The organism is Thiorhodospira sibirica ATCC 700588 (assembly GCF_000227725.2).
Lineage (GTDB): Bacteria > Pseudomonadota > Gammaproteobacteria > Ectothiorhodospirales > Ectothiorhodospiraceae > Thiorhodospira > Thiorhodospira sibirica.
In genome coordinates, this window is the sequence record NZ_MU255056.1 from 974,424 (window position 1) to 999,267 (window position 24,844).

21 protein-coding genes and 1 pseudogene are annotated in these 24,844 nt (G+C 57.5%); 10 read left to right on the plus strand and 12 right to left on the minus strand.

What is annotated here, in order from left to right; genetic code table 11:
* The first annotated feature begins 37 nt into the window (after nucleotides 1–37).
* From THISIDRAFT_RS04690 to THISIDRAFT_RS04700, 3 genes are all read left to right on the plus strand, one after another.
* Nucleotides 38–2,167: an MltF family protein gene (locus THISIDRAFT_RS04690; RefSeq protein WP_246585324.1), complete on the plus strand. Its 2,130-nt coding sequence runs from the start codon at nucleotides 38–40 to the stop codon at nucleotides 2,165–2,167.
* Between the two features lie 156 nt (nucleotides 2,168–2,323).
* Nucleotides 2,324–3,253, plus strand: coding sequence for a chemotaxis protein CheV (locus tag THISIDRAFT_RS04695; RefSeq protein ID WP_006787568.1), 930 nt, complete (start codon nucleotides 2,324–2,326; stop codon nucleotides 3,251–3,253).
* A gap of 63 nt (nucleotides 3,254–3,316) precedes the next feature.
* Nucleotides 3,317–4,627 (plus strand): ATP-binding protein, encoded by a 1,311-nt coding sequence (locus tag THISIDRAFT_RS04700; protein WP_006787569.1) that lies wholly within the window; start codon nucleotides 3,317–3,319, stop codon nucleotides 4,625–4,627.
* Between the two features lie 77 nt (nucleotides 4,628–4,704).
* On the opposite strand, the gene THISIDRAFT_RS04705 is transcribed toward THISIDRAFT_RS04700, so the two are convergent.
* Nucleotides 4,705–5,442: a Crp/Fnr family transcriptional regulator gene (locus THISIDRAFT_RS04705; protein ID WP_006787570.1), complete on the minus strand. Its 738-nt coding sequence runs from the start codon at nucleotides 5,440–5,442 to the stop codon at nucleotides 4,705–4,707.
* A gap of 412 nt (nucleotides 5,443–5,854) precedes the next feature.
* On the opposite strand from THISIDRAFT_RS04705, the gene THISIDRAFT_RS04710 reads away from it, so the two are divergent.
* The 4 genes from THISIDRAFT_RS04710 to THISIDRAFT_RS04725 all read left to right on the plus strand — a co-directional run bounded on the left by THISIDRAFT_RS04710 (nucleotide 5,855) and on the right by THISIDRAFT_RS04725 (nucleotide 7,392).
* Nucleotides 5,855–6,043 (plus strand): Thivi_2564 family membrane protein, encoded by a 189-nt coding sequence (locus tag THISIDRAFT_RS04710; RefSeq protein WP_006787571.1) that lies wholly within the window; start codon nucleotides 5,855–5,857, stop codon nucleotides 6,041–6,043.
* An 86-nt stretch (nucleotides 6,044–6,129) separates the two neighbouring features.
* Nucleotides 6,130–6,354: a hypothetical protein gene (locus THISIDRAFT_RS04715; protein ID WP_083824613.1), complete on the plus strand. Its 225-nt coding sequence runs from the start codon at nucleotides 6,130–6,132 to the stop codon at nucleotides 6,352–6,354.
* A 260-nt stretch (nucleotides 6,355–6,614) separates the two neighbouring features.
* Nucleotides 6,615–6,791, plus strand: coding sequence for a CsbD family protein (locus THISIDRAFT_RS04720; RefSeq protein WP_006787573.1), 177 nt, complete (start codon nucleotides 6,615–6,617; stop codon nucleotides 6,789–6,791).
* Nucleotides 6,760–7,392: a lipid-binding SYLF domain-containing protein gene (locus tag THISIDRAFT_RS04725; protein ID WP_006787574.1), complete on the plus strand. Its 633-nt coding sequence runs from the start codon at nucleotides 6,760–6,762 to the stop codon at nucleotides 7,390–7,392. The genes THISIDRAFT_RS04720 and THISIDRAFT_RS04725 overlap by 32 nt, the downstream gene beginning before the upstream one ends.
* 181 nt (nucleotides 7,393–7,573) lie before the next feature.
* Here THISIDRAFT_RS04725 and THISIDRAFT_RS04730 read toward each other — a convergent pair whose 3' ends face one another.
* The 7 genes and pseudogenes from THISIDRAFT_RS04730 to moaC form a co-directional block, all read right to left on the minus strand.
* The gene (locus tag THISIDRAFT_RS04730; protein WP_221913959.1) at nucleotides 7,574–8,965 is read right to left on the minus strand and encodes an RNA-guided endonuclease TnpB family protein; all 1,392 of its coding nucleotides are present in this window, start codon (nucleotides 8,963–8,965) and stop codon (nucleotides 7,574–7,576) included.
* A gap of 50 nt (nucleotides 8,966–9,015) precedes the next feature.
* A pseudogene (locus tag THISIDRAFT_RS14665) lies at nucleotides 9,016–9,105 on the minus strand (MerR family transcriptional regulator); the annotation flags it as partial.
* A 31-nt stretch (nucleotides 9,106–9,136) separates the two neighbouring features.
* Nucleotides 9,137–9,889 carry a DNA replication/repair protein RecF gene (gene recF / locus THISIDRAFT_RS04740; protein WP_006787130.1) on the minus strand — a complete coding sequence of 251 codons (753 nt, stop codon included), beginning with the start codon at nucleotides 9,887–9,889 and terminating at the stop codon, nucleotides 9,137–9,139.
* A 65-nt stretch (nucleotides 9,890–9,954) separates the two neighbouring features.
* Entirely contained in the window at nucleotides 9,955–11,064 is a 1,110-nt protein-coding gene (dnaN, locus tag THISIDRAFT_RS04745; RefSeq protein ID WP_040852007.1) for a DNA polymerase III subunit beta, read from the minus strand.
* A 213-nt stretch (nucleotides 11,065–11,277) separates the two neighbouring features.
* Nucleotides 11,278–16,518, minus strand: coding sequence for an alpha-2-macroglobulin family protein (locus tag THISIDRAFT_RS04750; RefSeq protein WP_006787132.1), 5,241 nt, complete (start codon nucleotides 16,516–16,518; stop codon nucleotides 11,278–11,280).
* A gap of 147 nt (nucleotides 16,519–16,665) precedes the next feature.
* Nucleotides 16,666–18,168 (minus strand): bifunctional ADP-dependent NAD(P)H-hydrate dehydratase/NAD(P)H-hydrate epimerase, encoded by a 1,503-nt coding sequence (locus THISIDRAFT_RS04755; RefSeq protein ID WP_006787133.1) that lies wholly within the window; start codon nucleotides 18,166–18,168, stop codon nucleotides 16,666–16,668.
* A 35-nt stretch (nucleotides 18,169–18,203) separates the two neighbouring features.
* A complete protein-coding gene (gene moaC, locus THISIDRAFT_RS04760) occupies nucleotides 18,204–18,710 on the minus strand; it encodes a cyclic pyranopterin monophosphate synthase MoaC (RefSeq protein WP_006787134.1) in 507 nt (168 codons plus the stop codon).
* A 123-nt stretch (nucleotides 18,711–18,833) separates the two neighbouring features.
* On the opposite strand from moaC, the gene THISIDRAFT_RS04765 reads away from it, so the two are divergent.
* From THISIDRAFT_RS04765 to dsrP, 3 genes are read left to right on the plus strand one after another with little or no spacing between them, the layout of a single operon-like run.
* Nucleotides 18,834–19,454 carry a hypothetical protein gene (locus THISIDRAFT_RS04765; protein ID WP_006787135.1) on the plus strand — a complete coding sequence of 207 codons (621 nt, stop codon included), beginning with the start codon at nucleotides 18,834–18,836 and terminating at the stop codon, nucleotides 19,452–19,454.
* A 13-nt stretch (nucleotides 19,455–19,467) separates the two neighbouring features.
* A complete protein-coding gene (locus THISIDRAFT_RS04770) occupies nucleotides 19,468–20,436 on the plus strand; it encodes a 4Fe-4S dicluster domain-containing protein (protein ID WP_006787136.1) in 969 nt (322 codons plus the stop codon).
* The gene (gene dsrP / locus THISIDRAFT_RS04775; protein ID WP_006787137.1) at nucleotides 20,429–21,682 is read left to right on the plus strand and encodes a sulfate reduction electron transfer complex DsrMKJOP subunit DsrP; all 1,254 of its coding nucleotides are present in this window, start codon (nucleotides 20,429–20,431) and stop codon (nucleotides 21,680–21,682) included. Before THISIDRAFT_RS04770 ends, dsrP begins: the two co-directional genes overlap by 8 nt.
* 144 nt (nucleotides 21,683–21,826) lie before the next feature.
* On the opposite strand, the gene THISIDRAFT_RS04780 is transcribed toward dsrP, so the two are convergent.
* The 4 genes from THISIDRAFT_RS04780 to THISIDRAFT_RS04795 all read right to left on the minus strand — a co-directional run bounded on the left by THISIDRAFT_RS04780 (nucleotide 21,827) and on the right by THISIDRAFT_RS04795 (nucleotide 24,769).
* A complete protein-coding gene (locus THISIDRAFT_RS04780) occupies nucleotides 21,827–22,981 on the minus strand; it encodes a glutathionylspermidine synthase family protein (RefSeq protein ID WP_006787138.1) in 1,155 nt (384 codons plus the stop codon).
* A gap of 6 nt (nucleotides 22,982–22,987) precedes the next feature.
* Nucleotides 22,988–23,533, minus strand: a complete 546-nt coding sequence (locus THISIDRAFT_RS04785) for a DUF1190 domain-containing protein (protein WP_006787139.1) — start codon at nucleotides 23,531–23,533, stop codon at nucleotides 22,988–22,990.
* A gap of 46 nt (nucleotides 23,534–23,579) precedes the next feature.
* Entirely contained in the window at nucleotides 23,580–23,906 is a 327-nt protein-coding gene (locus tag THISIDRAFT_RS04790) for a DMT family transporter (protein WP_006787140.1), read from the minus strand.
* 89 nt (nucleotides 23,907–23,995) lie between these two features.
* Entirely contained in the window at nucleotides 23,996–24,769 is a 774-nt protein-coding gene (locus THISIDRAFT_RS04795) for an ABC transporter permease (protein WP_006787141.1), read from the minus strand.
* Nucleotides 24,770–24,844 lie beyond the last annotated feature (75 nt).

The following is a 24,844-nucleotide window of genomic DNA, read 5'->3' on the forward strand; positions in this document are numbered from 1 at the left end:
TAAAGGATTGTTTTAGGTATGAACTAGTTTTGAGCCGATGAACGAAACCATGCAACGCAATCTGCAAGCGCTGGCGCGCCGCTGGCCTGTCCTGCTCTTGATCGTTTTGGTGGCCTTGTTTTCCCGCTGCGATACCCGTACCAGCCGGGATTACACGGTCGAAACCGGCGACTTGCACGCCCTGCGCGAGCTAGGGCGTTTGCGCGTGGTGGTTCCAGGCACGGTCTTTGGCGAACCGGCGCTGCCGCGTCAAGGCTCGCCGATGATTTTGCAACATGAGTTGGCGCGCAGCTTTGCAACGTCGCTGGGGCTGGAACTGGAACTGGTGCCGGTGTTTCAGCTCAAGCACATGTTCATGCTGCTGGCACAGGGTAAAGGCGATATTATCGCCGCCAATCTGACCATCACGGCGCAGCGGCGTCAATGGATTGATTTTTCCTACCCCATCGACCATGTGACCGAGCAGATTCTGGTGGTGGCCCGCGATGAAGGCATCAATGAACCCAAAGATCTGATCGGGCGCACGGTGATGGTGGATCGAACCAGTTCCTTTTGGCAGACGCTCACCGAGTTGCAGGAAAAATACCCCGGTATTGAGCTTGTGCCGCGCCCTGACAAACTTGATGATGAGGCGGTCCTGGATTTGGTCGCACAGGGTAAGGTTGATGCCACGGTGCGTGACAGCAATATCGTGGAGATGTATCTGGGCTATCGTAAAGACCTGCGCGTTGCCTTTGCCATCAAGGAAGCCCAACCGATTGCCTGGGGGGTGCGCCCGGATGCCCCGCAATTACTGGCAGAGCTCAATCGTTTTCTCACCCTGGAGCAAATGACTCGCCCGCATGAGACCCACTACATTGATGATCTTGAGGGTCTTAAAGCCCGCCGCGTCTTGCGTATTTTGCTCCCCAATACGGCGGCTTCGTATTTTTTATGGCGCGGCGAGCTGGTCGGCTTTGAATATGAGCTGGCACAGCGTTTTGCCAAACAACACGGGATGCGTCTGGAGGTGGTCGTGCCACCGGTCGATCTGGAGCAGCCACTGGACTGGCTGCATGAGGGCATCGTCGATATTGCCGCCGGTTTTCTCAAGGCCTGCGATGCTGCAGAGCATCCTCAGCTGCAGGCAACCCATCCCTTCCATTACGCCCAACCTTATCTGCTCAGCCGCAGCGATGCCGATGCGCTGACAGACTGGGATGACTTGAACGGACGGCGAATTGCCGTACTGGAAAACAGTGCCAGCCTGGATAACCTCAGCCAGCTGGCCTCCATCCATGCGCTGTCATTACATCGCTTCCCGCCGCCGGAAGATGCCTCAACTCTGGTTGATCTGCTGGCCGCCGGTGAGTATGACTACGCGGTGCTCGATGAGCACCTGCTGTCGATGGAACTGGCGCGCCGCGATGACCTCAAACGCCAGTTCAGTGTGGGAGAGCCTACGGCCCATGTCTGGCTGGTACATACAGAGAACACGCAGCTGCTGGAGGCATTAAACGAATTTTTCCTGCAAGAATACCGGGGAACCTTTTACAATCTGCTCCACCGCAAATACTTTAACAATCCGCCCCGCCTGCGGCAGATGCACGATGAGGGCCTGGCCTTTGGCGAGGGGCGTTTTTCACCCTGGGATGAGTTGATCCGTAGCTACGCCCGGGAATATGATTTTGATTGGCGCTTGATCGTGGCACAGATGTATCAGGAAAGTCGCTTTGACCCGGTTGCGCGCTCCCCTATGGGAGCGGTAGGATTGATGCAGCTGATGCCCGCCACCGCCCGACAAGTGGGCCTGACACGCATGGAAGACCCGGAAGAAAACATCAAGGCCGGGATTCGCTATATGGACTGGATTCGCCAGCGCTTCCCAGAGGATCTGCCGGTGGCTGATCGCATGTGGTTTACCCTGGCGGCCTATAATGCCGGCACCGGGCATGTCATGGATGCGCGCCGCCTAGCAGAGGCCAAGGGATGGGATCGTAACCGCTGGTTTGATCATGTGGAAAAAGCCATCTTATTGCTGGCGCAACCACAGTATGCCGCCCAGGCGCGCTATGGCTATGTGCGCGGCACCGAACCGGTGAACTATGTCGCCGACATCCGGGCGCGCTATAGCGCCTATGTCCGCCTGACCGAAGAACCCTTGGTGCAGGTGAATGCCGCACAATAGCCACACCGGCCTTGGGATGGCCATCAGCGTATGGATCGCGCACGGCCCGCAAGGCGTTGTCATGAGAGCCCCCGTAAGGACTCTGGGCGCTTGATACCTTTAACGTAAACTGCAAACCGATACAGGAGGGTGCGAAGGAGTTTCTCGCGCAAACCAATGAACGAAGCGAAATGGGGTTCCAGTCTTGAATCAAATCGCGCCGCAGGTACGCGCTTAGAACTCCTCTTGTTTCAATTGGAAAGCCCTCACCTGTACGGCATTAATGTGTTCAAGGTACAAGAGGTCATTCCCTCTCAGCAGCTGACCCGCTTGGCCGGGGCACACCCCTTGGTCAGCGGCATCGCCACGCTGCGCGGAGTGACCATGTCCATCATTGACCTTTCCAGAGCGATTGGTGGCCCACCGATGCGCAACCCGGAACAGGGCTATATCATCATTACCGAATACAACCGCTCAGTGCATGGTTTTTTGATCCGTCGCATGGATCGCATCATCAATACCCAATGGGACAAGGTACAACCCTCGCCGCCCGCTGCCGGGCACAATGCCTATGTCACCGCCATTACCCTGGTTGACAAGCAGATTGTCGAGATTCTCGATGTGGAAAAAGTGCTTGATCAGGTGGTTCGCGCCAAAACCGAGGTCTCGGAACAATACAGCTCGCAGATCCAGCCAGGACATTATGAGGTGCTGGTCGTGGATGATTCCTCCGTGGCGCGCAATCAGATTCGCCGCTCCCTGGAACAGCTCGGCATCAAATGCACCCTGGCCACCGATGGGCGCGACGCACTCAAGCTCATCGAGCGCCTCACCAAGGAAGGCGAAGATCTCAGCACCCGCTTTGACATGATCGTCTCAGACATTGAAATGCCGGAAATCGACGGCTATCAGCTCACCATGCACCTGCGCAGTGACCCGCGCTTCAAAACCGTCTATATCCTGCTGCACTCCTCCATCAGCGGCGTGTTTAACGTCGATATGGTCAAGCGTACCGGTGCCAACAAATTCATCCAGAAATACCATCCCGATGACCTGGCCAAGGCCGTCCTGGAAAGTATCAGCGCCAAAACCGCCAGTCGCGGATGAGCCGACCCCGCGCAGACACCCCATTTTACGATTCGGCCAAGCCATCACCCCATCGCCCGCGTCATGCCATTGAATTCCCTAACCCTGCGGGTTAGCCTGATCGCCCTGGTGGTCGTGATGGTATTTACCATCCTCACCGCGCTGGCCTTGGAGCGCGCCTTTCATGAAAGTGCGCAGCAGGCGTTGCAGGAACGGCTGCAGGCGCAAATTTACCTGTTGATGGGCATCAGCGATGTCGAAAGCGACGGCAGCGTGCGCCTGCCTGAACGCCTGCCCGAGGCCCGCCTCATGCTCCCTGGTTCAGGTCTGTATGCGCAAATCCGCACCCCCGATGAACACATCCTCTGGCGCTCCCCCTCCTCGCTGGGACAAGCACTGGATTTTAGCGAACGCGGCGGCTTCAAGATGCGCCTCACCGTGGACTGGGAAATCGCACCCGGCCACACCCACCCGCTGAGCTTTCTGGTCCTGGAAGACCCGCGTGCCTTCACCGCACAAATCCAGCAATACCGCCAAAGTCTGCGCATCTGGCTGGGGAGTCTGGGATTTTTATTACTCTTGGCGCAGGGCGTTGCGCTGTATCTGGGTCTGCGCCCCTTACGCACTGTCGCCCATGAAGTCCAGGCCATGGAACGCGGCAAACAAAGCGAGCTAGAAGGCCGCTACCCGCTGGAATTGCGCAGTCTGACCGACAACCTCAACAATCTGATGCGCCATGAGCGGGCGCAGATTCGTCGCTACCGCGATGCCCTGGGCGATCTTGCCCACAGCCTGAAAACCCCGCTGGCGGTACTGCGCTCAACCCTGCACGGCAAAGATCCCGATCACGCCCTGATGCTGGAACACGTCGAGCGCATGGATCGCATCGTCGCCTACCAGCTCCAGCGCGCCGCCACCTCCGGGCGCAGCGTGTTTAGCACCCCCGTCCCGGTGGCTCCGCTGGTGCAGCGCCTCAGCAACACCTTACAAAAAGTACACCCCGGCAAGACCATGGTCGTACAGCTGGATATCCCGTCAGATATCTGCTTTCGCGGCAATGAAGGCGACCTGATGGAACTCTTGGGCAATGTGCTGGATAACGCCTGGAAATACGGCCATCAACGGGTGTTAATCCGCGCTGCCATTGACCATGACAGCCTGCAACTACGCATCGAAGACGACGGCCCCGGCATCCCCGCCGCCAAAGCTCAGGCCATGCTCAGGCGCGGCACCCGCCTGGATGAAGCCATCCCCGGCCAAGGCATCGGCCTTGCCGTCGTCAACGACATCGTACACGCCTACGAAGGACAGCTCACCATCAGCCGCGCCAGGTGGGGCGGCGCCGCCATCATCCTCAAACTCCCCGGCAGCCTCATCCCGCCAGCGAAATCCTGAAACACGCACATTCATTTCCTTGAAGCGCGGGCGTCGTTGAGCGTTTAACGCACCGCGCTCTGCTAACAGTCATGAACTCAGCGCCCGCAGCCCGATCCGGGAAGCAGGCGCTGGAATTCCCGGCGGACCACCTCATAGCACTCGCACACTCGCGCTTCCAATCCTGGCCGGTCAAGAACCGTGATATGTCCTCGGCTGTAACGGATCAAGCCGGCGCTTTGCAACTGCCCGGCAGCTTCCGTCACGCCCTCGCGGCGCACACCGAGCATATTAGCGATCAACTCCTGGGTCATGTGCAGCTCGTTTGCGGGCAGACGATCAAGGCTAAGCAGCAGCCAGCGGCAAAGCTGCTGGTCAATCGTGTGGTGGCGATTGCATACCGCCGTCTGTGCCATCTGGGTTAGCAATGCCATGGTGTAGCGCAACAGCAAGGGCTGCAGGGTACTATCGTCTCGTCCGTCCAGGCGCGCAAATTCTCGTTTAAGCACGGCCTCCTTGAGCTGATAGGCATGACCTGCGCTTTGCACCACGGCCCGATTTGGCACGGTTTCCCCGCCCATAAACAGCGCGATGCCGACAATGCCCTCATTGCCGACCACGGCGATTTCAGCCGAGGCGCCGTTCTCCATCACATACAGCAGCGACACGATGGCATCAATCGGAAAATAAACATGGCTTAAACTCTCGCCTGGCTCATACAGCGCCATGCCCAACGGCAGTGGAACCAGTTCCAGATGAGGACGCAGACGCTCGAACTCTGCCTTGGGCAATACATTCAGCAAATGATTCTGGTGCGGAGATGGGGGGATGGGCATGGGATGGGGCATCTGATTCAATTTCGTTAAACAAACCTGTAGAAACCTACCGATTTACTAACGCGCACCCTCAATGAGGATGGGCGAATCCACCAAAGCCAGATGAATAAACATCTGGCGCTAAGTTCTTGAGTACGCTTTAGGTTTTACATCTGAGACTTGCCCAGATAACCGCAAACCTAAACTCATTAAAGAACTAGAACAGCCCTTGGTTCTCAGGCTAAGGCCATAGTAGGGTATGCTAAAGCGTATGTAAACCCTATTTCTAACTGAACTGTCTAGGAGGGTTTGTATGTAAATGTTAGCGAATCGAAACCTAGGTGTAAGCTCTGTGCGCCAGCGAACAGACTGTGATCACTGTAAGGACTATTGTAAAGCCTCAATTTAAAACCCTCTCAACGGGAGAAGCAACATGCCTTTAATCACATTGATCGTCACCATTGCCCTCGCTGGGCTGCTCCTGTGGGCCATCAATACCTATTTGCCGATGGACGGTAAAATCAAGAAGATATTGAATGTCGTCGTCGTGATTGTCGTCATTCTCTGGATATTGTCCGTCTTTGGACTCCTGGCGCCGTTATCCTCAATGCGAATCGGTTAATCAACCCGCAGGTTTTTCTTAATGTCCTCCCCACGGCCAAAGCCGGGGGGGGCTTTCTTGCACAATGTTCGTGAGCACAGCGCAGAATGCAGATAAAAGTCATAAAAATCGCCGCGATTGCACTGATTATCGTGGGTGGAATCGGCCTGGCGTATGGCGGTTTCAGTTACATCGGTGAATCTCGCCAGGTCAACGTAGGTCCGATTGAGCTGACGATGAATGACCGTCATTGGTTCAGTATACCAATATGGGTGGGCGTGGCGACAATCACCACGGGCGTTTTGCTGCTCGGCGCGTCGATAAGAAGCTAGGTGCGGTGATCTCAGCATGTGCAGATCATCCGCGCTCAGTGCGCTTTATCAAAAAACGTCGTGACCTAAAGCCGATCAGACGGTTTTAACGCAGTAAAAAAGGCGCATCCCCTTCCAGCCCTCCGTTAAACGCTTCATCATTTTATTATGTGCGCTGTCGTACCGACTAAGCGCCATAATAAGCATACGATGGTCATTCGAGTAATGGTAAATGTCACCAAGAACTCGACCCAAGTCAACAAATATTTAAGGAAAACATCATGAACAAAAATCAAGCAAAAGGCCGTTTTGAGGAAGCAAAAGGCAAGGTAAAGGAAGTCACCGGAAAAATGGTCGGCAATAAAAAGCTGGAAGTTCGTGGAAAAACCCAAAAAAACGCTGGTAAAATCCAGTCAGGCGTGGGAAATGTTCAAGAAGAAATTAAAAATGAAAGCTAATCTATTCACACATTCCACCATGCTGAATATGACATCCATTCAGCATGATCAACCGAGAGCGAAGCGCCATCCGCTGACAACAGCAGCGATTGTTTCGCTGCTTGCCATGAGTGGTCAAGTGCTTGCCGCCACGGCCGAGGATCTGGATAAAGATGCCGCTCATGCGTTGCAGAGCCTTCATGAAAGTAATCCAGCGACTGTAGACATTGCCAAGCACGCAACCGCCATTCTGATATTTCCCAGTGTGATTAAGGCAGGACTGGTCTTTGGCGGCAGCTATGGTGAAGGCGTGCTGATGAAAGGTAACAAGGTTACCGGTTATTACAACTCTGTTTCCGCATCCTGGGGCTGGCAGGCAGGTGCTCAGTCGTATAGCTACGTTGTTTTTCTCATGAACAGCAACGCCGTGGATTATCTGGATAAATCCGAAGGATGGGAAATCGGTGTTGGGCCAACCGTGGTCGTGGTGGATGAAGGCGTCGCTAAAAATCTGTCATCAACAACGCTGCAAGATGATGCGTATGCGTTCATTTTCGATCAGAAGGGATTGATGGCCAGCCTGAGCATTGAAGGAACAAAAATCAGCCCAATCAAACGTTGATTTGATGACGTGCATTGATCCGATAGCGTGCAGGTCAAGACCTGCACGCCGTTTCAGTCACCAGTGTTGCGCGAGAAGCCCCCGGCTTTAGCCGTGGGGAGGGTAGTCAAATCTATCTACTACGGTACAGATATTCCCGACGGCTTATAGGCAGACGACACACGCTGCTGTTCCTAAAAACCTAAACAAAGTTGCTTATGCGATTTTTAGGCATTTCGCTCTCCGTTGATAGCGCCCCGAAGGGCGAGCAACTGGAGTCCTGGTTGAGCAGTCCCAACCGGAGGCGCTCAGTGCGTTCCAGCAAGATCGCCTTGACCCGCTTGAACGGGGTAAACCGCTCAATGTCCGGGTCTGATAACCTCGCCAGCACGTTTCGCGCAGCGTTTTGGTCTGCCTGCAACACAACCCCGTCGGAACAGTAAAATTGATCCCCTTGCCGTTTGCCGTCAAGGCATCCAGTTCGAGAATCCATTTGCGATGTGTAAGCAGGATTAACGAGAACGACCGTCGAACCTCGACGGCTTGAAACACTGTCAAGTGCTTGGGCAATAACACCTTTCGTCCAGCTTGCCAGCCGACGATTGGCATTCTTGCCGAAGGACTTGCTCGCCATGGGGGCGGTTAAATCTTCTGCCGCGATCACGGCGGCTTTATCGACCACCTTGTGAACGGATTGAAATACAATGTCGCGGATGCGCGCATGGGTTTTGCTCATCTGCCGGTTGAGCTTCTTGCGCCCCAAGTTGAACTGGCGAATGTGTTGACGCTTGCGCGGGTTGCGGGTGTTGTTGGCGAGTGCCCGCAGCTTGGCGCGACGCTGGTATTTGATCTTGAGCCGGTCGGATTGGGCGGTCAGCACTTGCCCCAGCTCCGGGCCATGATGGTCGCCATCCGAGTCCACCAGGACTTCGGAGTAGCCTTTATCGACGCCGAGGGTGCGCGTGCCGCAGTTCTGTTTGGCTTCGACTTCAATGGTGTAATGCACTTCGATGCGGTCATCGTCGGTCAGAATGATCCGCAATGTGCCCGTGGGTGCGACATGGGTATCGAGCGGAATGGCGATGCGCTGGCCTTTGACCAGGCCGGGAATCTTGATCCAGACGCGCCCGCCAAGATGAAAGGTGGTGTAGTTGTCGGAACGAACGATGATTTGGTTGTGCGTGTGATTGTGACCATGCTTCCAGTGCTTGCGCATCATTCGGCGCAGATAAGGATCGTGTACCCAGTCGTTGCCTTTGAGCGCGGTGAAAAGCCGTTTTTGCTCGGTCTTGTCTTGGGTATGCCGCCAAATGCACTGCCGCACCTTGACCTTGGCAGCTTCCATGTAAGCCGTGATGTCGCCCTTGGCATCGCGCAAAGTTTCTTTCCAAGCGTTGGCTGAGACGGAAAAGACGCGCTTGTCTTTCAGCCATTGGTCGCGGATTTGGCGATCCGAGCGGGTGACGCCGCCAATTGAGCCAAACCGCTGCCAGACCTCGGAGCGCACCTGCCCGAGCCGCCCCGCTTGGTCGCGCAACGCCCCGACTTTGCCCTGGTTCGGGCGCTTGGCGCACAAAATCCGCGTGACTTTCATTCGCACAAATCCTTGGGCTGGCGAACGGGCATCTCGGCAAAGTCCTCCTTGAGCTTCCCCTCGCGCTCCCAGCGCCGAATTGTCGAGGGTGCTTTTCCGATCCGTTTTGCAAACTCGTTAATGCGATATATATTGCTCATGTAAGCAATTATAGATATTTGCAGAAAAAAATCAAGCAACAGTTTTTAGCTCTTTGTCTCGATCGGCGAGCAGGGCCTCTTCCAGGCTTTGTCCTTCTTTCCAGCCGGGGGCGTAGTGTGCGTGAAATGCGCCGATGATTGGCATGTGCTGCACCAGTGAGATCAGTTCGGGCAATAAGGCGGCGATATAGTCTTGGCGGGCGGCTGATAAGGCGTTTGCCCATTGGATAAACTCGGCATTCCAGATGGCCATTTCCTGGGCGTTGGCCTTTTTTTTCAGCGCCTCATTGCGTTGTTTCAGGATGCGATGGAAGCGTTGCCAAATCTGTTGAAACTGCGGGTTGCTGTGAAAGGCGCCCCAGTCCATGAAGGCGCGCCGCTTCACCGGGGCACCCGAGATCAGCTCATGGCTTTGCGGGTGGAAGACTTGCACCGGCAGCAGGCGGGTCAGTTCGGCCTGGCTGTTGGCGGGGTTACCGGCAATGCGCACGCTGCTGTTGCCTTGTCGATCTTTTTGCATCCCTAAATGCAGCGGCGCGGGATAGGCATCGGTGTGTAGTTGGGCGGTGATTAAAAGATGCGCTTTGTCATGTGCAATGCAATGGGCCAGCTGCGGGCTGCGAAAGCTTTTGCCGGTGGCAAGCAGGTAGATGGCTTCCAGCAGACTGGTTTTGCCGGAGGCGTTGGCGCCGTGGATGATGTTTAGGCCATCCACCGGCGCCAGTATTCCCTGCGTCCAGCAGCGCAGGTGCTGTATTTGTAGCTGGGTCAGGTGATTTCCCATGCGCTTTGCCGCGTGTGTTGATGCCGCATATTAAAACGGCATCTGGAAGATGCCGTCATCGGCGCTTACAGGCGAATCGGCATGATCACATAGGCGACATTGTCGTCACCCGGCGGCTTGAGCAGGCCGGAGGATTCCGGATCGCGGAAGAAGATGTCAACGCTGTCGCTTTCCAGGGCATTCAAGGCATCGAGAAAATAATTGACGTTAAAACCGATCTCCAGCCCATCACCGGGGTAGCGGGCTTCCAGTTCTTCCTCGCCCTCATCTTCGTCCAGTCCGTGCGTTTTGAGCTTGAGCAAATTTTCGCTGATCACTAAACGAATGCCGCATACCCGGGTTTTATCGGTGTACAGAATCAGCATGCGCTTGAGCGCTTTGATCAGGGCGGTTTTATCGACGTTGAGAATCTGGTCATATTTGCGGGGAATCACCCGTTCATAGTCAGGGAAACGGCCATCAATCAGTTTGCAGGTGAAGCGCAGGCCGGGAAAGTGCAAGCGCAGGTGGTTGCTGCCCAGGTGAACCTCGATGTGGGATTCTTCGTTGGGGGAGAGCAGGCGCAAGAGTTCCTGCACCCCTTTGCGCGGGATGATGGCCTGGCGGACTTCCTCGGTTTCAATCTCTTTGGGCAGATCGCATAAAGACAGGCGATGGCCATCGGTGGCCACGCAGCGTATCAGGTTTTTGCGCGTTTCCAGCAGGATGCCGTTGAGGTAGTAGCGAACATCTTGATTGGCCATCGCAAAGGCGGTGCCTTGCAACAGGTGTTTGAATTCCTTTTCGTTCATCTGCCAGTGATCATTGGCCTCGATTTCATCAAGCACCGGAAAATCATCCACCGGCAGCGTGGCAAGGCTAAAGCGCGATTTGCCGCCGATGATGGTGGCTTTGTTGCCCTCTACGGTGAGCCTGATCTCGGTGTTGGCAGGCAGGGATTTGCAGATGTCGAGCAGTTTGCGGGCCGGCAGGGTGGCCATGCCGGGCGTATCTACCGGGTGGGCAAAGGAGGCGACGAGTTCAACTTCAAGGTCAGTGCCGGTGAGCTGAATGTGATCAGCTTCTGCCTTGATGAGTACATTACTGAGGACTTGCAGGGTTTGCTTGGCTTCAATGGCACCAAAGACCTGGGTCAGCGGGCCAAGTAATGTTTCGCGGGATATGGCAAGTTTCATCAGTTTGCGCGGGATATCCGGGCCGTTGGGCGCGGGGAGCGCAGCACCGCCCTGCACAAGCAGGTTAGGCCGCCCTCAATCCCGATCCTCCATCAGTTTTGGGGTTGGATAAAAGAATCTGGGAGCCCCGGCCTGGCACGACAGCAACGCCGTGTGCCGTGACTGTGCCGGGGCTCCCAGGAAAGAATGGGTAGAGTGGCTATTTTAGCAAATTTATGGGGCGGGCAGAATTTTCACGCGGGCGCCTGCGGTACGGGCATGGGCGCTGGGCGCATACATATCCTCCACAAATGACGGCGGCAGCGCATATTCACCGGGCGTTACGGCGCGCATCAGGTAAGCCACTTTAAATTGATTATCCTCCTGGCTTAAATCCAGCTGGGCAATAAAGCGATCATCGCGCAGATCCACATGTACCACCCCGGTGCTTTGGGTGGCCTCTGGATCAATCAGGCCGGTCAGCGTCTCGCCAAGCCAGGCCAGATCACGCAGATTTGCCCCACCTAAAGCGGCATTTTCCAGCTCAAAACCAGCGGCGAGCAGATCAACCACCAGCAGTCGCCGAGCGGGCAGATAAGGGCGTTGCATCTGTCCTTCAAGCACCGCAACCACCACCTCGTTTTGCGAAAGCTGCTCCAGTGTCAGCGGCGTGCCTTCGCGGGTGTAGAACTGGCGGCTGAGTTGCAGGCCGTGGCTGCTGGGGCCACTGTCATTGAGCGGGAAACCGGCAGTGCTTAAAGCGTAATACAGCGCCTGGGTGCCATTCTGGCTAAGGGTTATCCCCTGACGCAGACGGTCAACCGGCAGGGCGCTGAGCCAGATGCCTTGCGTGACCTGCTGGCGCTGTCCATCCAGGGTAAATTCAAAGGCAGCACTGCGGGATTTGAGATGGTGAGCGGCGACTAACAGCCAGGCCATTTCCTGAGTGCTGACGGCCATGTTCGGCTGATAGCGTTCCTGTAGCTGTGTTGCCAGCTCAAAGAGCGTTTCAACTGGGCGCTGACTGACTGCCGCCAAGGCCAATAAGGCCGCCCGATCACGCAGATCCGAGCCATAGGTGCGATAAATCCATGTCCCGCTGGCCGTTTCCTGATGGCCGTATGCGGCGTTGAAGGCGTTATCAGCACGGGCGCTGTCACCGGCGTGGGTCAGTGCCGCGCCCAGATGGGCCTTGGCCATGCGAGTCGGCAGTGCCGCCAGATAGGTATCGGCAAAATGACGCAGTTCAGCGGTCTTGCTGGTGCCGCTGTGGGCGAGCACATAATGGGCATAGCTCACCGCTGGTAGTTGTGCCGACTCAAAATCACCGGAGGCCACCGCCCGTCCGAGAAAGGCCAAACCGCGCCGATAGCTGGCTTCATTGATGGAAACACCGACCTGCTGCGCCTGTTGCAAGAAATCCAGGGCATAGGCACTGAGCCAAAGATCGGCAGGGCCGCCGGATGACCATAAACCAAAGCCCCCTTCGGCATTTTGCATCGCTTCGATGCGCGCAATCGCTTGCTGGATGCCGCGATGGGTGGCCGGGGGCTGTTCCGTGTGCCAGTAGAGCAAGGGCAGCGCCCGGCTGGTTACCTGCTCCAGACAGCCATAGGGATACTGCTGCAGCTGCTTGAGCAGACTCGCTACATCCACCGTCGGCACGCTGGCCAGCAAGATGCTGGCGCGGGCCTGGTCTGGGTGTACATCGCTAAGCAGTTCAGGATCAATGCGCAGGGCTTCGCCGGGTTGCAGGTAGCCGCTGCGGGTGCGGGTGATGAAGGCGTGCGCCGGTCTGACGCTCAGGTCCCAATGGCGTTCAATCGCCATCGCATCAGGGCCTTGCAGCTGCAGATGTAATTGTCCGTCGCCGATTTGCCGGGCGTGAACGCGCACATCCATCCAGGCGCGTTGCTCCGGGAGGAGGTTCAGCGTCAAGGTGCTCTGGGCGGCGATGACCTCACCATCTCCGGCCAAACTGACCGTATACGTCCCCGCCGGGGCATCCAGCGCCGTCAGACTCAGACGCACATCGGCGGCATCGCCCGGCGCCAGAAAGCGCGGCAAGGACGGTTCGGCAATCAGCGGATCACGCACAAGTACGGTGGTTTGTGCGCTGCCTACGGCCTCGGCATTAAACGCCACCGCCATCAGGCGCAAACGCCCGTTAAAATCAGGAATATCCAGCGTGACCTCGCCATATCCCTTGGCATCCAGTGCCACCACCCCGCTAAACAAAGACACCACTCGCGAGCTGCGCTTACCCAGGGCAGCCAGATTTTCTGCGCCGATGTCGCCGCCGGTGCGGATACTGCCGGGATTGCCCAGCCAACCATCCAGCAGGCGACCATACAGATCACGTATCTCCACCCCAAGCTGGCGCTTGCCATAATAGTGCGCTGCCGGGTCAGGGGCACGATAGGCGGTGATTTGTAACACCGCATCATCCACCGCTGCCAAGGTCATGCTGGCCGGACCGCTATGGCCCTTGACCTGCACCGGAATTACCACCGACTGGCGGGGCGTGATCTGTTCAGGTGCGGTGAGCGTCACATCCAGCGTGCGCGGGCTACGATCCATCGCCAGCCAGGCCAAGCCCACTGCCCGCGCCGGACCTCTGCTCGCCCCAGCCTGGGCGGGTCGCAAGGCCGTGGCGGTGATGTAAGCCCCGGCCTGCCAATCGCCCACCGGCAAAAGAAACTCGGCGCCTTCGGCAGGCACCTGGGCACGATAGACCCCGCGCACCCCGTCGTTTAATACCGCCAAGACCACCTCACCGGCAAAGGGCGGCACCAAGCGTACCTTGGCTTTTTCACCCGGCAGATACTGCGCCTTATCCAGAGTCACCTGCATCTTGTCAGGAGTCTGTGTGGCCTGCCCGGTGCTGCCATAGCCCACGCTAAAGGCAAAACTGCTCACCGCACCGCTGTGCGGGTCTTTGATCTCCAGCCGATAATGCCCCCAGTCTTGCTGCAGTCTCAGCGTGCCGGGCTGCTCTGCCGTCCCGGTCTGTATCTTCCCGGAACTGAGATAACGGTCGGTGCTGACCGTGCGATAAGCCCAGTGCTCATGATCACGATACCAAAAGTAATCCCGCACCTCTTCATACAAGACCCACTCCAGCGGATAGGCAGACATGGCCTCACCTTGGCTTGACAGCGCAATGATGGCAAATTCAGCCGCCTGATTCAGGCCAATTTCCCCCTCGCCCCATAAGGGCCGCACCCCGATCATAGGACGCTGCGGGGCTACCGCCATGCGCAATGAACGATTAACAGGCCGACCGCCCTCTTCAAACAGGGTCACCCGCAGCCGTGCCTCCAGAGGGCGAGAGCTCTCGGGCAAGGTATTCAGTAGCAGCGCCAGACGGGACTGCCCTTGGGCATCGGTTGCAGGCACCGTCAGGCTGTGGCGAAAGGGTGTCCAGGATTCATCGGCACGGCCGAAATGATAGCCCGGATAGCCTTCCAGCGAGCCTTGCTGCGCCTCAATGAGCAGTTCTGCTTCACCGCGCAAACCCGCTGCCACGGCCCCATAAAGAAAACGCGCCGCAATCTCCACCGCTAGCGGTTGGCCGGGGATCAGTTGCGGGGCCTCGGCACTGACATTAAACTCCACCAGAGGCGGGACAAAATCCTCGACCTGAAAGGCCGTCTGCCCCACCGGTTCAGCCTCAGGATCAAGATGCAGATGCAGGCGCCACAGTCCTGTAGGAGCGCGCTCATCCATGGGCAAACTGAGCGCGTGGGCGCCGCCGGGATTTGCCGCCAGGGATAAACGCCGACTCTCCACCCCATCCGGGCGCAACACCCGCAAGGTAGCGGGCAGCTCGCTCAGGGCCTTGGCATTGGCATCGCGCAACAACACGCTGGCGTGTACCGTCTCGCCAGGCCGATAAATCCCTCGCTCGGTATACATAAACGCATCTACCGCCCCCGGCGAAGGACGGCCACTCACACCGCGATCCGCCAAATCAAAGGCCGGTTGAGTCAGCTCAAGCAGGGCAAAATCCCCGTCTTTGGACAGCGCCGTCAGGGCCACCGGCTCTGCGCCCAGCGTACCGCGCAACAGCCCCGCGCTCAAACGCGCCACCCCGTTGGCATCTGTCGTCGCTGTGCCCAAAACGCGGTTACTGCGGCTCAGCAGTGTCAGGCGGACATCCGCCAAGGCCTTGCCCGTGGCCAGGGAATTTGCCACCACCGTCAGCCCGTCATGCCCCCAATAACTGATTAAACCGGTATCCGAGACCAGCACCCACTGCGTGATCGGTTCATAATAGCGGGCATCGTCTTCATGCAACTCCGCCGCCAGCAGATAAATCCCCGGCTCAGGACGACTGAGCAACTGGCCGATGGGAAAAGCTGTCGTCGTCTCGCGGTTGCGTTCCCCCGGCGTCTCCAGCGCACCCTCCCAGACCTTTTCAGCGCGCTCCGCTTTAAAATCCTCCAGCATCCAGTAATACAGGCTTTGCCCCAGACGATCGCGGTTAATCTCCTCGACCAGATTACGATCCGTGACCCGCCAGAGCGACAGCTGTACCGCATCGGTATTCACCGTAACCATCGGAACCCCCTGGCTGCCGACCTTGGGCAAGACATAGCGCTGGCCACGAAAGAAAATCGCCGGTTCGCGATCGGGAACCATCATGCGCTGTGTCGTACTACTCACGGTTGCGCTGCCTGCAGCAGAGGTCAGACCCGGCAACACCGTAACCGCATACTCCACGCCGTGACGCACCCCTTCCAGGCACAGCATCATCTCCTCAGTGCGCACCACATAATCCAGCTCCGGCGCAATGCGCAAATAATCTTTATAATTCAGTGCCTGCATATTTTGCAGACCGCGATTAAAACGCAAACACAACTGCGGATGATCACGTTCCGCCTCGGCCGTCATCTCCTGCACCCCAAAGGGATGTGCTTTAAGCAACTGCTCCAGTGCGGCCTTCGCAGCGCTGGCTTGGGCATCCAGCGCCAGTATCTGACGCAAGGCCAGCTCGGCCTCATGAAAATGACTGCGCTGACGCTGTGCTTCGGCCAACAGGCTCAGCGCCCTGACCTGTTCGGCGGTTTGCGTACTGCTGCGATAGGCGCCATACGCCGCCACCGCCGCATGAAAACGATGATCCGCCTGCTGCCACTCATATTCCGGCGTGATATATAAATGCCCCTGCGCCAGCAACAGCCACGCCTCAACCGCATGACGATCCAAGGCCAGCGCCGTATTCGCGGCAGTGATCAACGACGCCCAGGATTTTTGCGCCAGGGCCTTGTGCGCGCTACTCAGCGCCTGGGAAAAATCCCCCGGCGCCGTACGCCCCGCCGCATCTTTAAGCTGCGCCTGCCACAGCGTCTCCAGCGCCTGATCATGATAGCCAAGCCCCCCCGCACCCGCCTGGCCTGCCTGCAGCGTCGCCGCAGAAAACCACAACAGACCCACAAGACACAGCAGCACACCACATCCACGCATCGACATCACACCGCCTCCCGGCACCCGCCGCACATTCAAAGAGTTAACCAAGCTTAGAACACATACTACCCATAAAACTGTGAGGTACGTCCGATTCATCCAGCGTAGGACGTGAAAACACCATTGAAACAGAGGCTGCTTGCCGAAGCGCGGTCAAGGGGGTGTGCGCAGTGACTGCAATGCGGCTCCAGAGATCACTCCTCGCACCTGCGTCAGCACGTCGCTGGCCAGTAGCCCTTGCATCCCTGCAGCGGCGGCTTGATCGGCGGCGCTGGCATGTAGACAGACCCCGGCGCAGGCGCTGGCCGTTAGGCGGCGGCCTTGGGCCAGCAGGCCGGTGATGAGGCCGGTGAGAACATCGCCCATACCGCCGCTGGCCATGCCGGGATTGCCGGCGCTGCACAGCCAGCGCTGGGGGCCGTCGGTGATCAGGGTGCCGCTGCCTTTAAGGACGCACACGCCGCCATAGCGGGCGGCAATACGTTCCGCTGCCGTAAAGCGCGCCGCCTGCACGGCACGGGCATCGGTCTCCCCCAGCAAGCGGGCGGCTTCACCGGGATGCGGGGTGAGTATCCACGAGTCACGGCGTATGGGCTGCTGTGCCAGCAGATTCAAGGCATCGGCATCAACGACCATCGGCAAATGACTTGCCAGTGCCTGCTCCCACAGCATACGGCTCCAGCGATCCTGACCTAATCCCGGTCCCATGGCGATAACTGTGGCGCGCTTGAGCAGGGGGGCCAGCTCTGCGCTGCGCACAATCCCATGGCTCATCAGTTCGGGGCACGCCTGGGCAATCAATGCGGCATGATCCGGGTGAGTGGCCACACTCACCAGCCCCGCACCTGCCCGTGCTGCCGCCTCCGCACACAACCGCACCGCGCCTGACATCCCCGGCGCACCGCCAATCGCCAACACATGGCCAAAATGCCCTTTGTGGGCGCTGGCCACTCGCGGTGTGAGAAAATCAGCCAGGCGCTGCCGATCCAGACGTTGCGCATAAGGCGGCAGGGCGGTATAGACCTCGGGCGGTGCGCCCAGCCCATCCCATAAGACGGTGCCGCTATGCGCCTGCCCTTCGGCGGTGAATAAACCGGGCTTGAGGGCGATAAAGCTCAGCGTCAGGTTGGCCTTGACCGCCGTACCAAGCACCGCCCCCTGATCGGCATCCAGCCCGGAAGGAACATCCAGTGCAAATACCGGGCAGGAGCTTTGATTGATGGCCTCAATCCATTGAGCCAAAAGGCCGCTGACCGGGCGCTGTAATCCAGTACCCAGCAAGGCATCCACCACGAGATCTGCGCCAGCGAGTGCTGTGTGCAGGTCATCGTGTGCTTTTCCGCCGGCTTCGTGCCACGCCTTGCGGGCCTGTGACGCGGCCTCTGGCAGGCGTTCCGGCGGCCCCCATTCCAGCACCCGCACCTCAAAGCCCACCGCGAGCGCCAGCCGGGCCAGCACATAGCCATCACCGCCATTATTTCCCGGTCCGCACAGGATGCTCAGGCGGCGGGCTTTGGGCCATTGGGTGCGTACCGTGGCAAAGGCTGCCTGTCCCGCCTTGCACATTAGGGTATAGCCATCGATGGCGAGGGTTTGCAAGGTCAGGCGATCCAGTTCGCGCACCTGCCTGGCCGTGTACAGCGCATAAGGCAACATGATCAAAAAGCTCCTGGGCGTCAGTGATATTGAGCTTAGCGGGTCGGGCTTGGCGCGTCGAGGCGCTCATCAAAGGTGCCCGACCGGCCCCCCGCTTTGTGCAGCAGGCGGATATTGTCCATGCACATCTGCCGATCCACCGCTTTGCACATATCATAAACGGTGAGCAGAGCGACCTGCACCGCCGTGAGTGCTTCCATTTCCACCCCGGTGGGGCCGTGGGTTTCGCAGCGCACCTGACATACGACGCCCGGCAGGGATTCATCCAGGCTAAAATCGACGGTGACATGGCTCAGGGCCAGCGGATGACATAAGGGCACCAGTTCGGCGGTTTTCTTGCTGCCCATTATCGCCGCCACGCGGGCAATGCCCAAGACATCGCCTTTTTTATGCGTTCCGGCCTGAATCAAGGCCAAGGTTTGCGGCTGCATGACAATCTGTCCGCTGGCAATGGCCACGCGGTGGGTACTGTCCTTGCCGCCGATATCGACGATCTGGGCATGCCCCTGGGGGGTGAAATGAGTCAGTGAGGATTTAGGCATAGTCATATAAGAATTTAGTTATATCAGTATTTTTCACGATTATAATGAGTTTGATCAATGACAAATCTGTGCGAGCGTTTGAGAATTCACCCTTTCGACTGTTTACGCAGGTAGGTTGCTCTTATGTTTCCAAGCAAAAACTGGCAAACCATGATGCCATGGTGGCTTGTGCTGGTATTAACGGTGCTATCCGCGTCCGTTGCAAACGCACAACCCAGCGAAGCTCAGGCCGATGCACCCGCACGCCTTGCTGTGCAGACACCCTTTGAGATTGTTCCCCGCGAAGACCGCCTCACCTATTACCCGTGCATGGCCTGTCATCAGGTGATGGAGGTCAACTATCAAGAGCGCGATCTGGCACAGACCCCGCATCTTAAAGAACAGCCGCACGGCGAAGGGCGTTTTTGGTGCCTGACATGCCATGATCCCGAGGATCGTAACAGTCTGCGCACGCTCAAAGGTGAGCGGGTCGGCTTTAGCGAAACCCATCTGGTATGTGAGCAATGTCATTCGCATCGCGGCCAGGACTGGTTTCACGGCGCGCACGGCAAGCGGGTAGATAACTGGCAGGGTCAGCGTGCGATTTATACCTGCACGGAATGCCACGATCCGCACAATCCAGTGATTCCGCCCGGCCCGCCGGACCCACCGCCACCGACACGCATCGGCTTCCCGCCGCCCCAGGATCACGGCATCAAACATGCGCCGATCTGGGAAACGGTGTTGAGCAATTCCCATCGCTAAAGGTTGCATGATTATGACAGATAAACCCTCGAAACAGCCCCAAACGGCTCCGGATGATGCGCCGTTCAGTCACAGTCGCCGTGGCTTTTTAAAGCGCGTGGGTGTGGTTGGCGGGGTGGCCGCCACCGCTGGCAGCGTCCCCGCCATTGGGCAGGCCGCCTGGGGCGGGCACACCTTATCCGATGCCTTTGCCGATTTTTTCCAAAGGCATTATCAGCGCATGTCCCGCGATGAGATCAATGCCTCATTGGAGCGCATCGAGCGCCGCACCAAGCGCCTGTATGATGTCACTATTCAGTGCGAAGACAGCCGCCCGCTGCCCGATGTGGTCTTTGGCTATGCGCTCAACATTTCCAAATGCAAAGGCTATCGCAAATGCGTCACCGGCTGCGTGACCGAAAATAACATGGGGCGTGAATCCCAAACGCAATACATTCGCGTCCTGCAGATGAAGCGCGGCACCATTGACCTTGAGCACTCCGATCACTACTACGACCCGGAAACCGTGCCGGTGGCCGGGATGCAATACCTGCCGGTGCAGTGTCAGCAATGTGAAGACCCGCCGTGTGTCAAAGCCTGCCCGGTCAAGGCCACCTGGAAAGAGCCTGACGGCATCATCGTCGTAGACTATAACTGGTGCATTGGCTGTCGCTACTGCATGGCCTCGTGTCCGTACTTTGCCAGACGCTTTAACTGGAGTCAGCCACAGATTCCGGCCGAAAAAATGAACACTTTCACCAGCTATCTGGGCAACCGGCCCCGGCCACGCGGCGTGGTGGAAAAATGTCATTTTTGCACCCAACGCACCCGCAATGGGCGCCTCCCTGCCTGTCATCAAGCCTGTCCGACAGGGGCGCGCGTCTTTGGCAATCTGCTCGACCCGCACAGCGAAATCCGCTATGTGCTGCAAAATAAGACCGTCTTTCGTCTGAAAGAAGATCTGGGAACCGAGCCTAAGTTCTGGTACTACACCGATGTCTAATGCCACCACCGACACCCTGCCGGGCAGTGCTGCGCCTAAGCAGCCCGGCTTTATCCTGACCTGTCTGGGCAACCTGCTCAAAGGCGGCATCGCCTATTGGCTGTGGGTCTTTTTGTTGCTGACCGGCGTTGCCACCGGCGCGTTTTTCTACCTGGGGCAGGTACGCGATGGCCTGATGATCACCGGCCTGTCTGATCAGGTTTCCTGGGGCTTTTATATCGCCAACTTTGCCTTTTTGGTGGGGATTGCTGCTTCAGCAGTGTTATTGGTGATTCCGGCCTATATCTTTCATCGCAAAGAAATGAAAAACGTCGTGCTGCTGGGCGAGGCCGTGGCAGTCGCGGCGGTGGTCACGGCCATGACCTTCGTCACCCTTGACCTTGGGCGTCCGGATCGGCTGTGGCATTTGCTGCCCCTTATTGGTGAATTTAATTTTCCGATCTCCTTGCTGGCCTGGGATGTCACCGTCCTGAGCGGCTATCTGCTGCTCAACCTGCTGATTCCGCTTTACGTCCTGCATTGCCATTTCAAGGGGCGTGAACCCACCTTCTGGGCCTACTTTCCCTGGGTGGTACTGGCGATGTTTTGGGCCATCTCCATCCACACCGTCACCGCCTTTTTGTTTGCTGCCAACTCGGCCCGCCCCTTCTGGGACACCGCCCTGCTGGCGCCACGCTTTATCGCCTCGGCCTTTGTCTCCGGGCCAGCGCTGATGATCATCGCCTTGCAGATCATCCGCAAGGTCACAGACTACCCCATCAGCCAGGACGTGATCCGTATGCTTGCAGTGATCATGACCGTGGCCCTGCAGATCAGCCTGTTTTTCCTCATTACCGAGCTGTTTGTGGACTTCTACAACGAAGGCGCACACGCCGCCTCGGCCCGCTACCTGTTCTTCGGCTTATACGGCTTTGACTCGCTGACCATGTGGATCTGGACCGGCATCTTCCTCAACATCGCCGCCGTCCTCATTCTCATGATCAACCCGCTGCGGGAAAACCTGATCACCCTCAACCTTGCCTGCATCCTCGCCTTCGTCGGCATCTGGATTGAAAAAGGCATGGGCCTGGTGGTCACCGGCTTCATCCCCACCCCGCTGGGCGAAATCATGGAATACACCCCCACCGTACCAGAGCTGTTCATCTCTCTGGGCGCATGGTCTTTAGGCGTACTCGTCTTCACCCTGCTGGTGAAAATGATCATCCCCATCGAACTGGGCTACCGCCAGCGCAAACCCTCCGCTTAACCCCCTTCCCCGGCGCACGGACGCGCCTTCCTTCAAGTTTTTTGCATCCTGCGCTTCACTCTGGGAAGCCAGCACGCTCAACGGTCACAATCCGTTTGAGGTGTTGCGCAAAGTGCTGGGTAGTTAAGAAATAGAAAAGGATTTTTAAAAGCGGATCACATGCGGGATAAAGCGTGAGCTGTCTTGTGTGATGGGGCTGAGATCTTCGCGGATGCATAAACCGGCGGCGCGATCCGCAACCACCCAACTGCCACAGACGGCATAGTGTTGACCAAAGCGCGGCAGCAGGTGCAGCGCCTGGCGGATGGTTGGGCTGTCTTGATATGGACCGGGAGTGTGATAGCGTCGGCCATCGTGCCGGGTGAGTTCGATATTTGCGCCTTCGCGGGAAAACAGCGGTTTGCGCACCCAGCCGGGCGCTAAGGGCGGGGGCCTGGACGGCTCGAAAAAGCAGGGGAGCAGATTGGGATGCTGCGGGTAGCGTTGCCACAATAGGGCTAAAAAGCCCTTGTTAGAGGCCAGTAATTTCCACGGCGGCTCAATCCACTGGGTATGGCTGCCGGGCAAGGCAACGGCAAAGGGTTCCGCCAGCAAAAACTCCCACGGATAGAGCTTGAACAGGCGCTCAATGGCTTGACCCTGCGGGTCATAAAACTGCCCCGTCAGCAGGCCAATGTCTTCAATCGCCAGATAGCGCACCACATGTCCGGCCTGCTGGGCGATGTCTTGCAGATAGGCGGTGGTTCCCCAATCCTCGGCATGATCGCGGATCGAGGCAAAATAAAACGTGGCGTGCTTGGAAAGCAGGGCCATCGCCTGCTCCAGATAATCCTGCAGCGCATTGAATTGATCCGTATCCGGCGGCAACTCGCGGGCATCAAGTTTGTCTTGCAACCACACCCACTGAAAAAAGCCGCTTTCATACAAGGCGGTTGGCGTATCGTAATTCAGCTCCAACAATTTTGCCGGTGGACGACCGTCATAAGCCAGATCCATGCGCCCATACAGATACGGCGCCTGTTGATGCCAACTGGTGGCAATCCAGTCACGAAAGGCCTCCGGGATGTGCAACTGATCCAGGGCGTGCTCATCGTCAATGATTTCATCCATCAACGCCAGCACCATCGCATGCAGCGCCTCGGTGGGGGCCTCCAGATCCTCTTCGATCTGCCTGAGCGTAAATTGGTAATACGCCGATTCATCCCAGTATGGCTGCCCATCAAGGGTGTGGTAATGAAAGCCCAGCGCCTTGGCCTGTTCCCGCCACTGCGGACGTTCGGTGCTTGTCATGCGCTGCATGGTGGCTTAACCGCCGACGCTGACGCGCACCCTGGCCTGTTGCCCAAAGCCCTCACGCTGCACCATCCGTGCGGGTTGCGGCTGTAATTGGGAAGCTTTGACCGAGGCAAAGCCGGTGGAATTTGCGACCATGGTATTCGTGGCCGTGCGAAATCCGGGCTGATGACGCGAGGTATACAGCGGCTGGGTTGGCACACTGCGTGCCCCGCTGCCCATCTGACTCATGGCACGGCCGACCAGATAACCCGCCATCAAGGGCATAAACAGACCTGCGCCAAGCCCGGCGGTGGCGGGTGCTGTTTCGCACTGGCCGCTGCCAAACTCTGCCTCGCAGGCACTCAAATCCGTATAACGCGGCGCGGTTTCCTGATGCAAGGCCTGCGCCTGTCCAAAGTCTGCGCGACATTGTTCGCTGGAAAGCACCCCATAATCATTACAATCCTGCTCGGAATGAAACACCATCGCATCGACCGATTTTTCCCCGCACCCCGCCAAGATGAAGCTGACTGCCGGTGCCATTGATATCAAGGCAACGTATTTGCTGCGTTTCATAAAAAACCCCTCCGCCCGTCAGGCCGTTAGAGATTAAAATGCACGATTAATGAGACAATTTCAGCGTAGCCACCCCGGCAACAATCAGGATCACCCCAAGGTAGCGTCCCAGACTGGTCGCATCCCCAAAAAATACCACACCGACCAAAAATGTACCCGCTGCCCCGATGCCTGTCCACACGGCATACGCCGTACCCATGGGAATTTCTCGCTGTGCCAACCACAATAGCAAACCGCTGATGGTCATGCAAAAAATAGCTATCGCAATCCCCACCAAACGCAGCGACTCGGTTTGCGATAATTTCAAACCCACAGGCCAGCCGATTTCAAACAAACCCGCCAGAAATAGATAAACCCATGCTATAGGTAACACCGTTAAACCCTCCTGAATGAACGACGCTTTCCAAGCCGTGTGGGCGGATGTAGACAAGGTTTCCGGTTTCGCTGAACGAGGGTGCCACGTTACAAAACATCGGCAAAGCCGTTTTGCAGACGGCGAAACAGTGCATACCCCAGCCCAAAGGCCAGTGCCGCCACGGTGGCCAAGCCAAGCCAGGTGTGCAATGCGGGCCATTGTCCCAGTAATACGACATTTTGATAACTCTGCGCATAGGGGGTGAAGGGATTGATCAATAATAACCAGCGCAGATGTTCGGGTACCAGGGCCAGCGGATAGAGAATCGGTGCGGTATAAAACATGGCGGGCATGAGGGCGTTGACCACTTGCTGGATATCACGGATATAGACCGTCAAGGCGCTTAAGCCCAATACCAGCCCCGCCATCAACAGCCATTGCAGCCCCAGCAACAACACTAAGGCCAACAGGGTTGGCCAGGCCATTCCCTGCCAGATAAAAAACACGCCGATAAACAAGATAAAGCCGCACAGATGGATGATAAAACCGGCGCTGAGGGCGGCGATGGGGAAAATCTTGACCGGAAAGGCCACTTTCTTGATGACATCCCGGTGGGCAATCAGTGAACCGGTGCCTTTCATCACGCCTTCCTGAAAGGCAAACCAGGGCAATAGGCCCGCCAGCAAAAACACCAAAAAAGGCAGCTCCCCGGCGACTTCAACAGGAATGCGAATGCGTAAAATGGCAGAAAACACCCACCAAAACAGCAAGATCAGCAAGGCCGGTTGAATCACGGTCCACAAAATGCCCAGCCAGGAACCGGCATATTGCTCGCGCAATTCACGCATTACGAAGGGAATTAACAGGCGCAGACGTCTCATTACACAGCACACAGCCAACACAAAAAACAAAGGCCGCCTTTGCTCAATGCGCAGGCGGCCATAAAGGACTCAAGA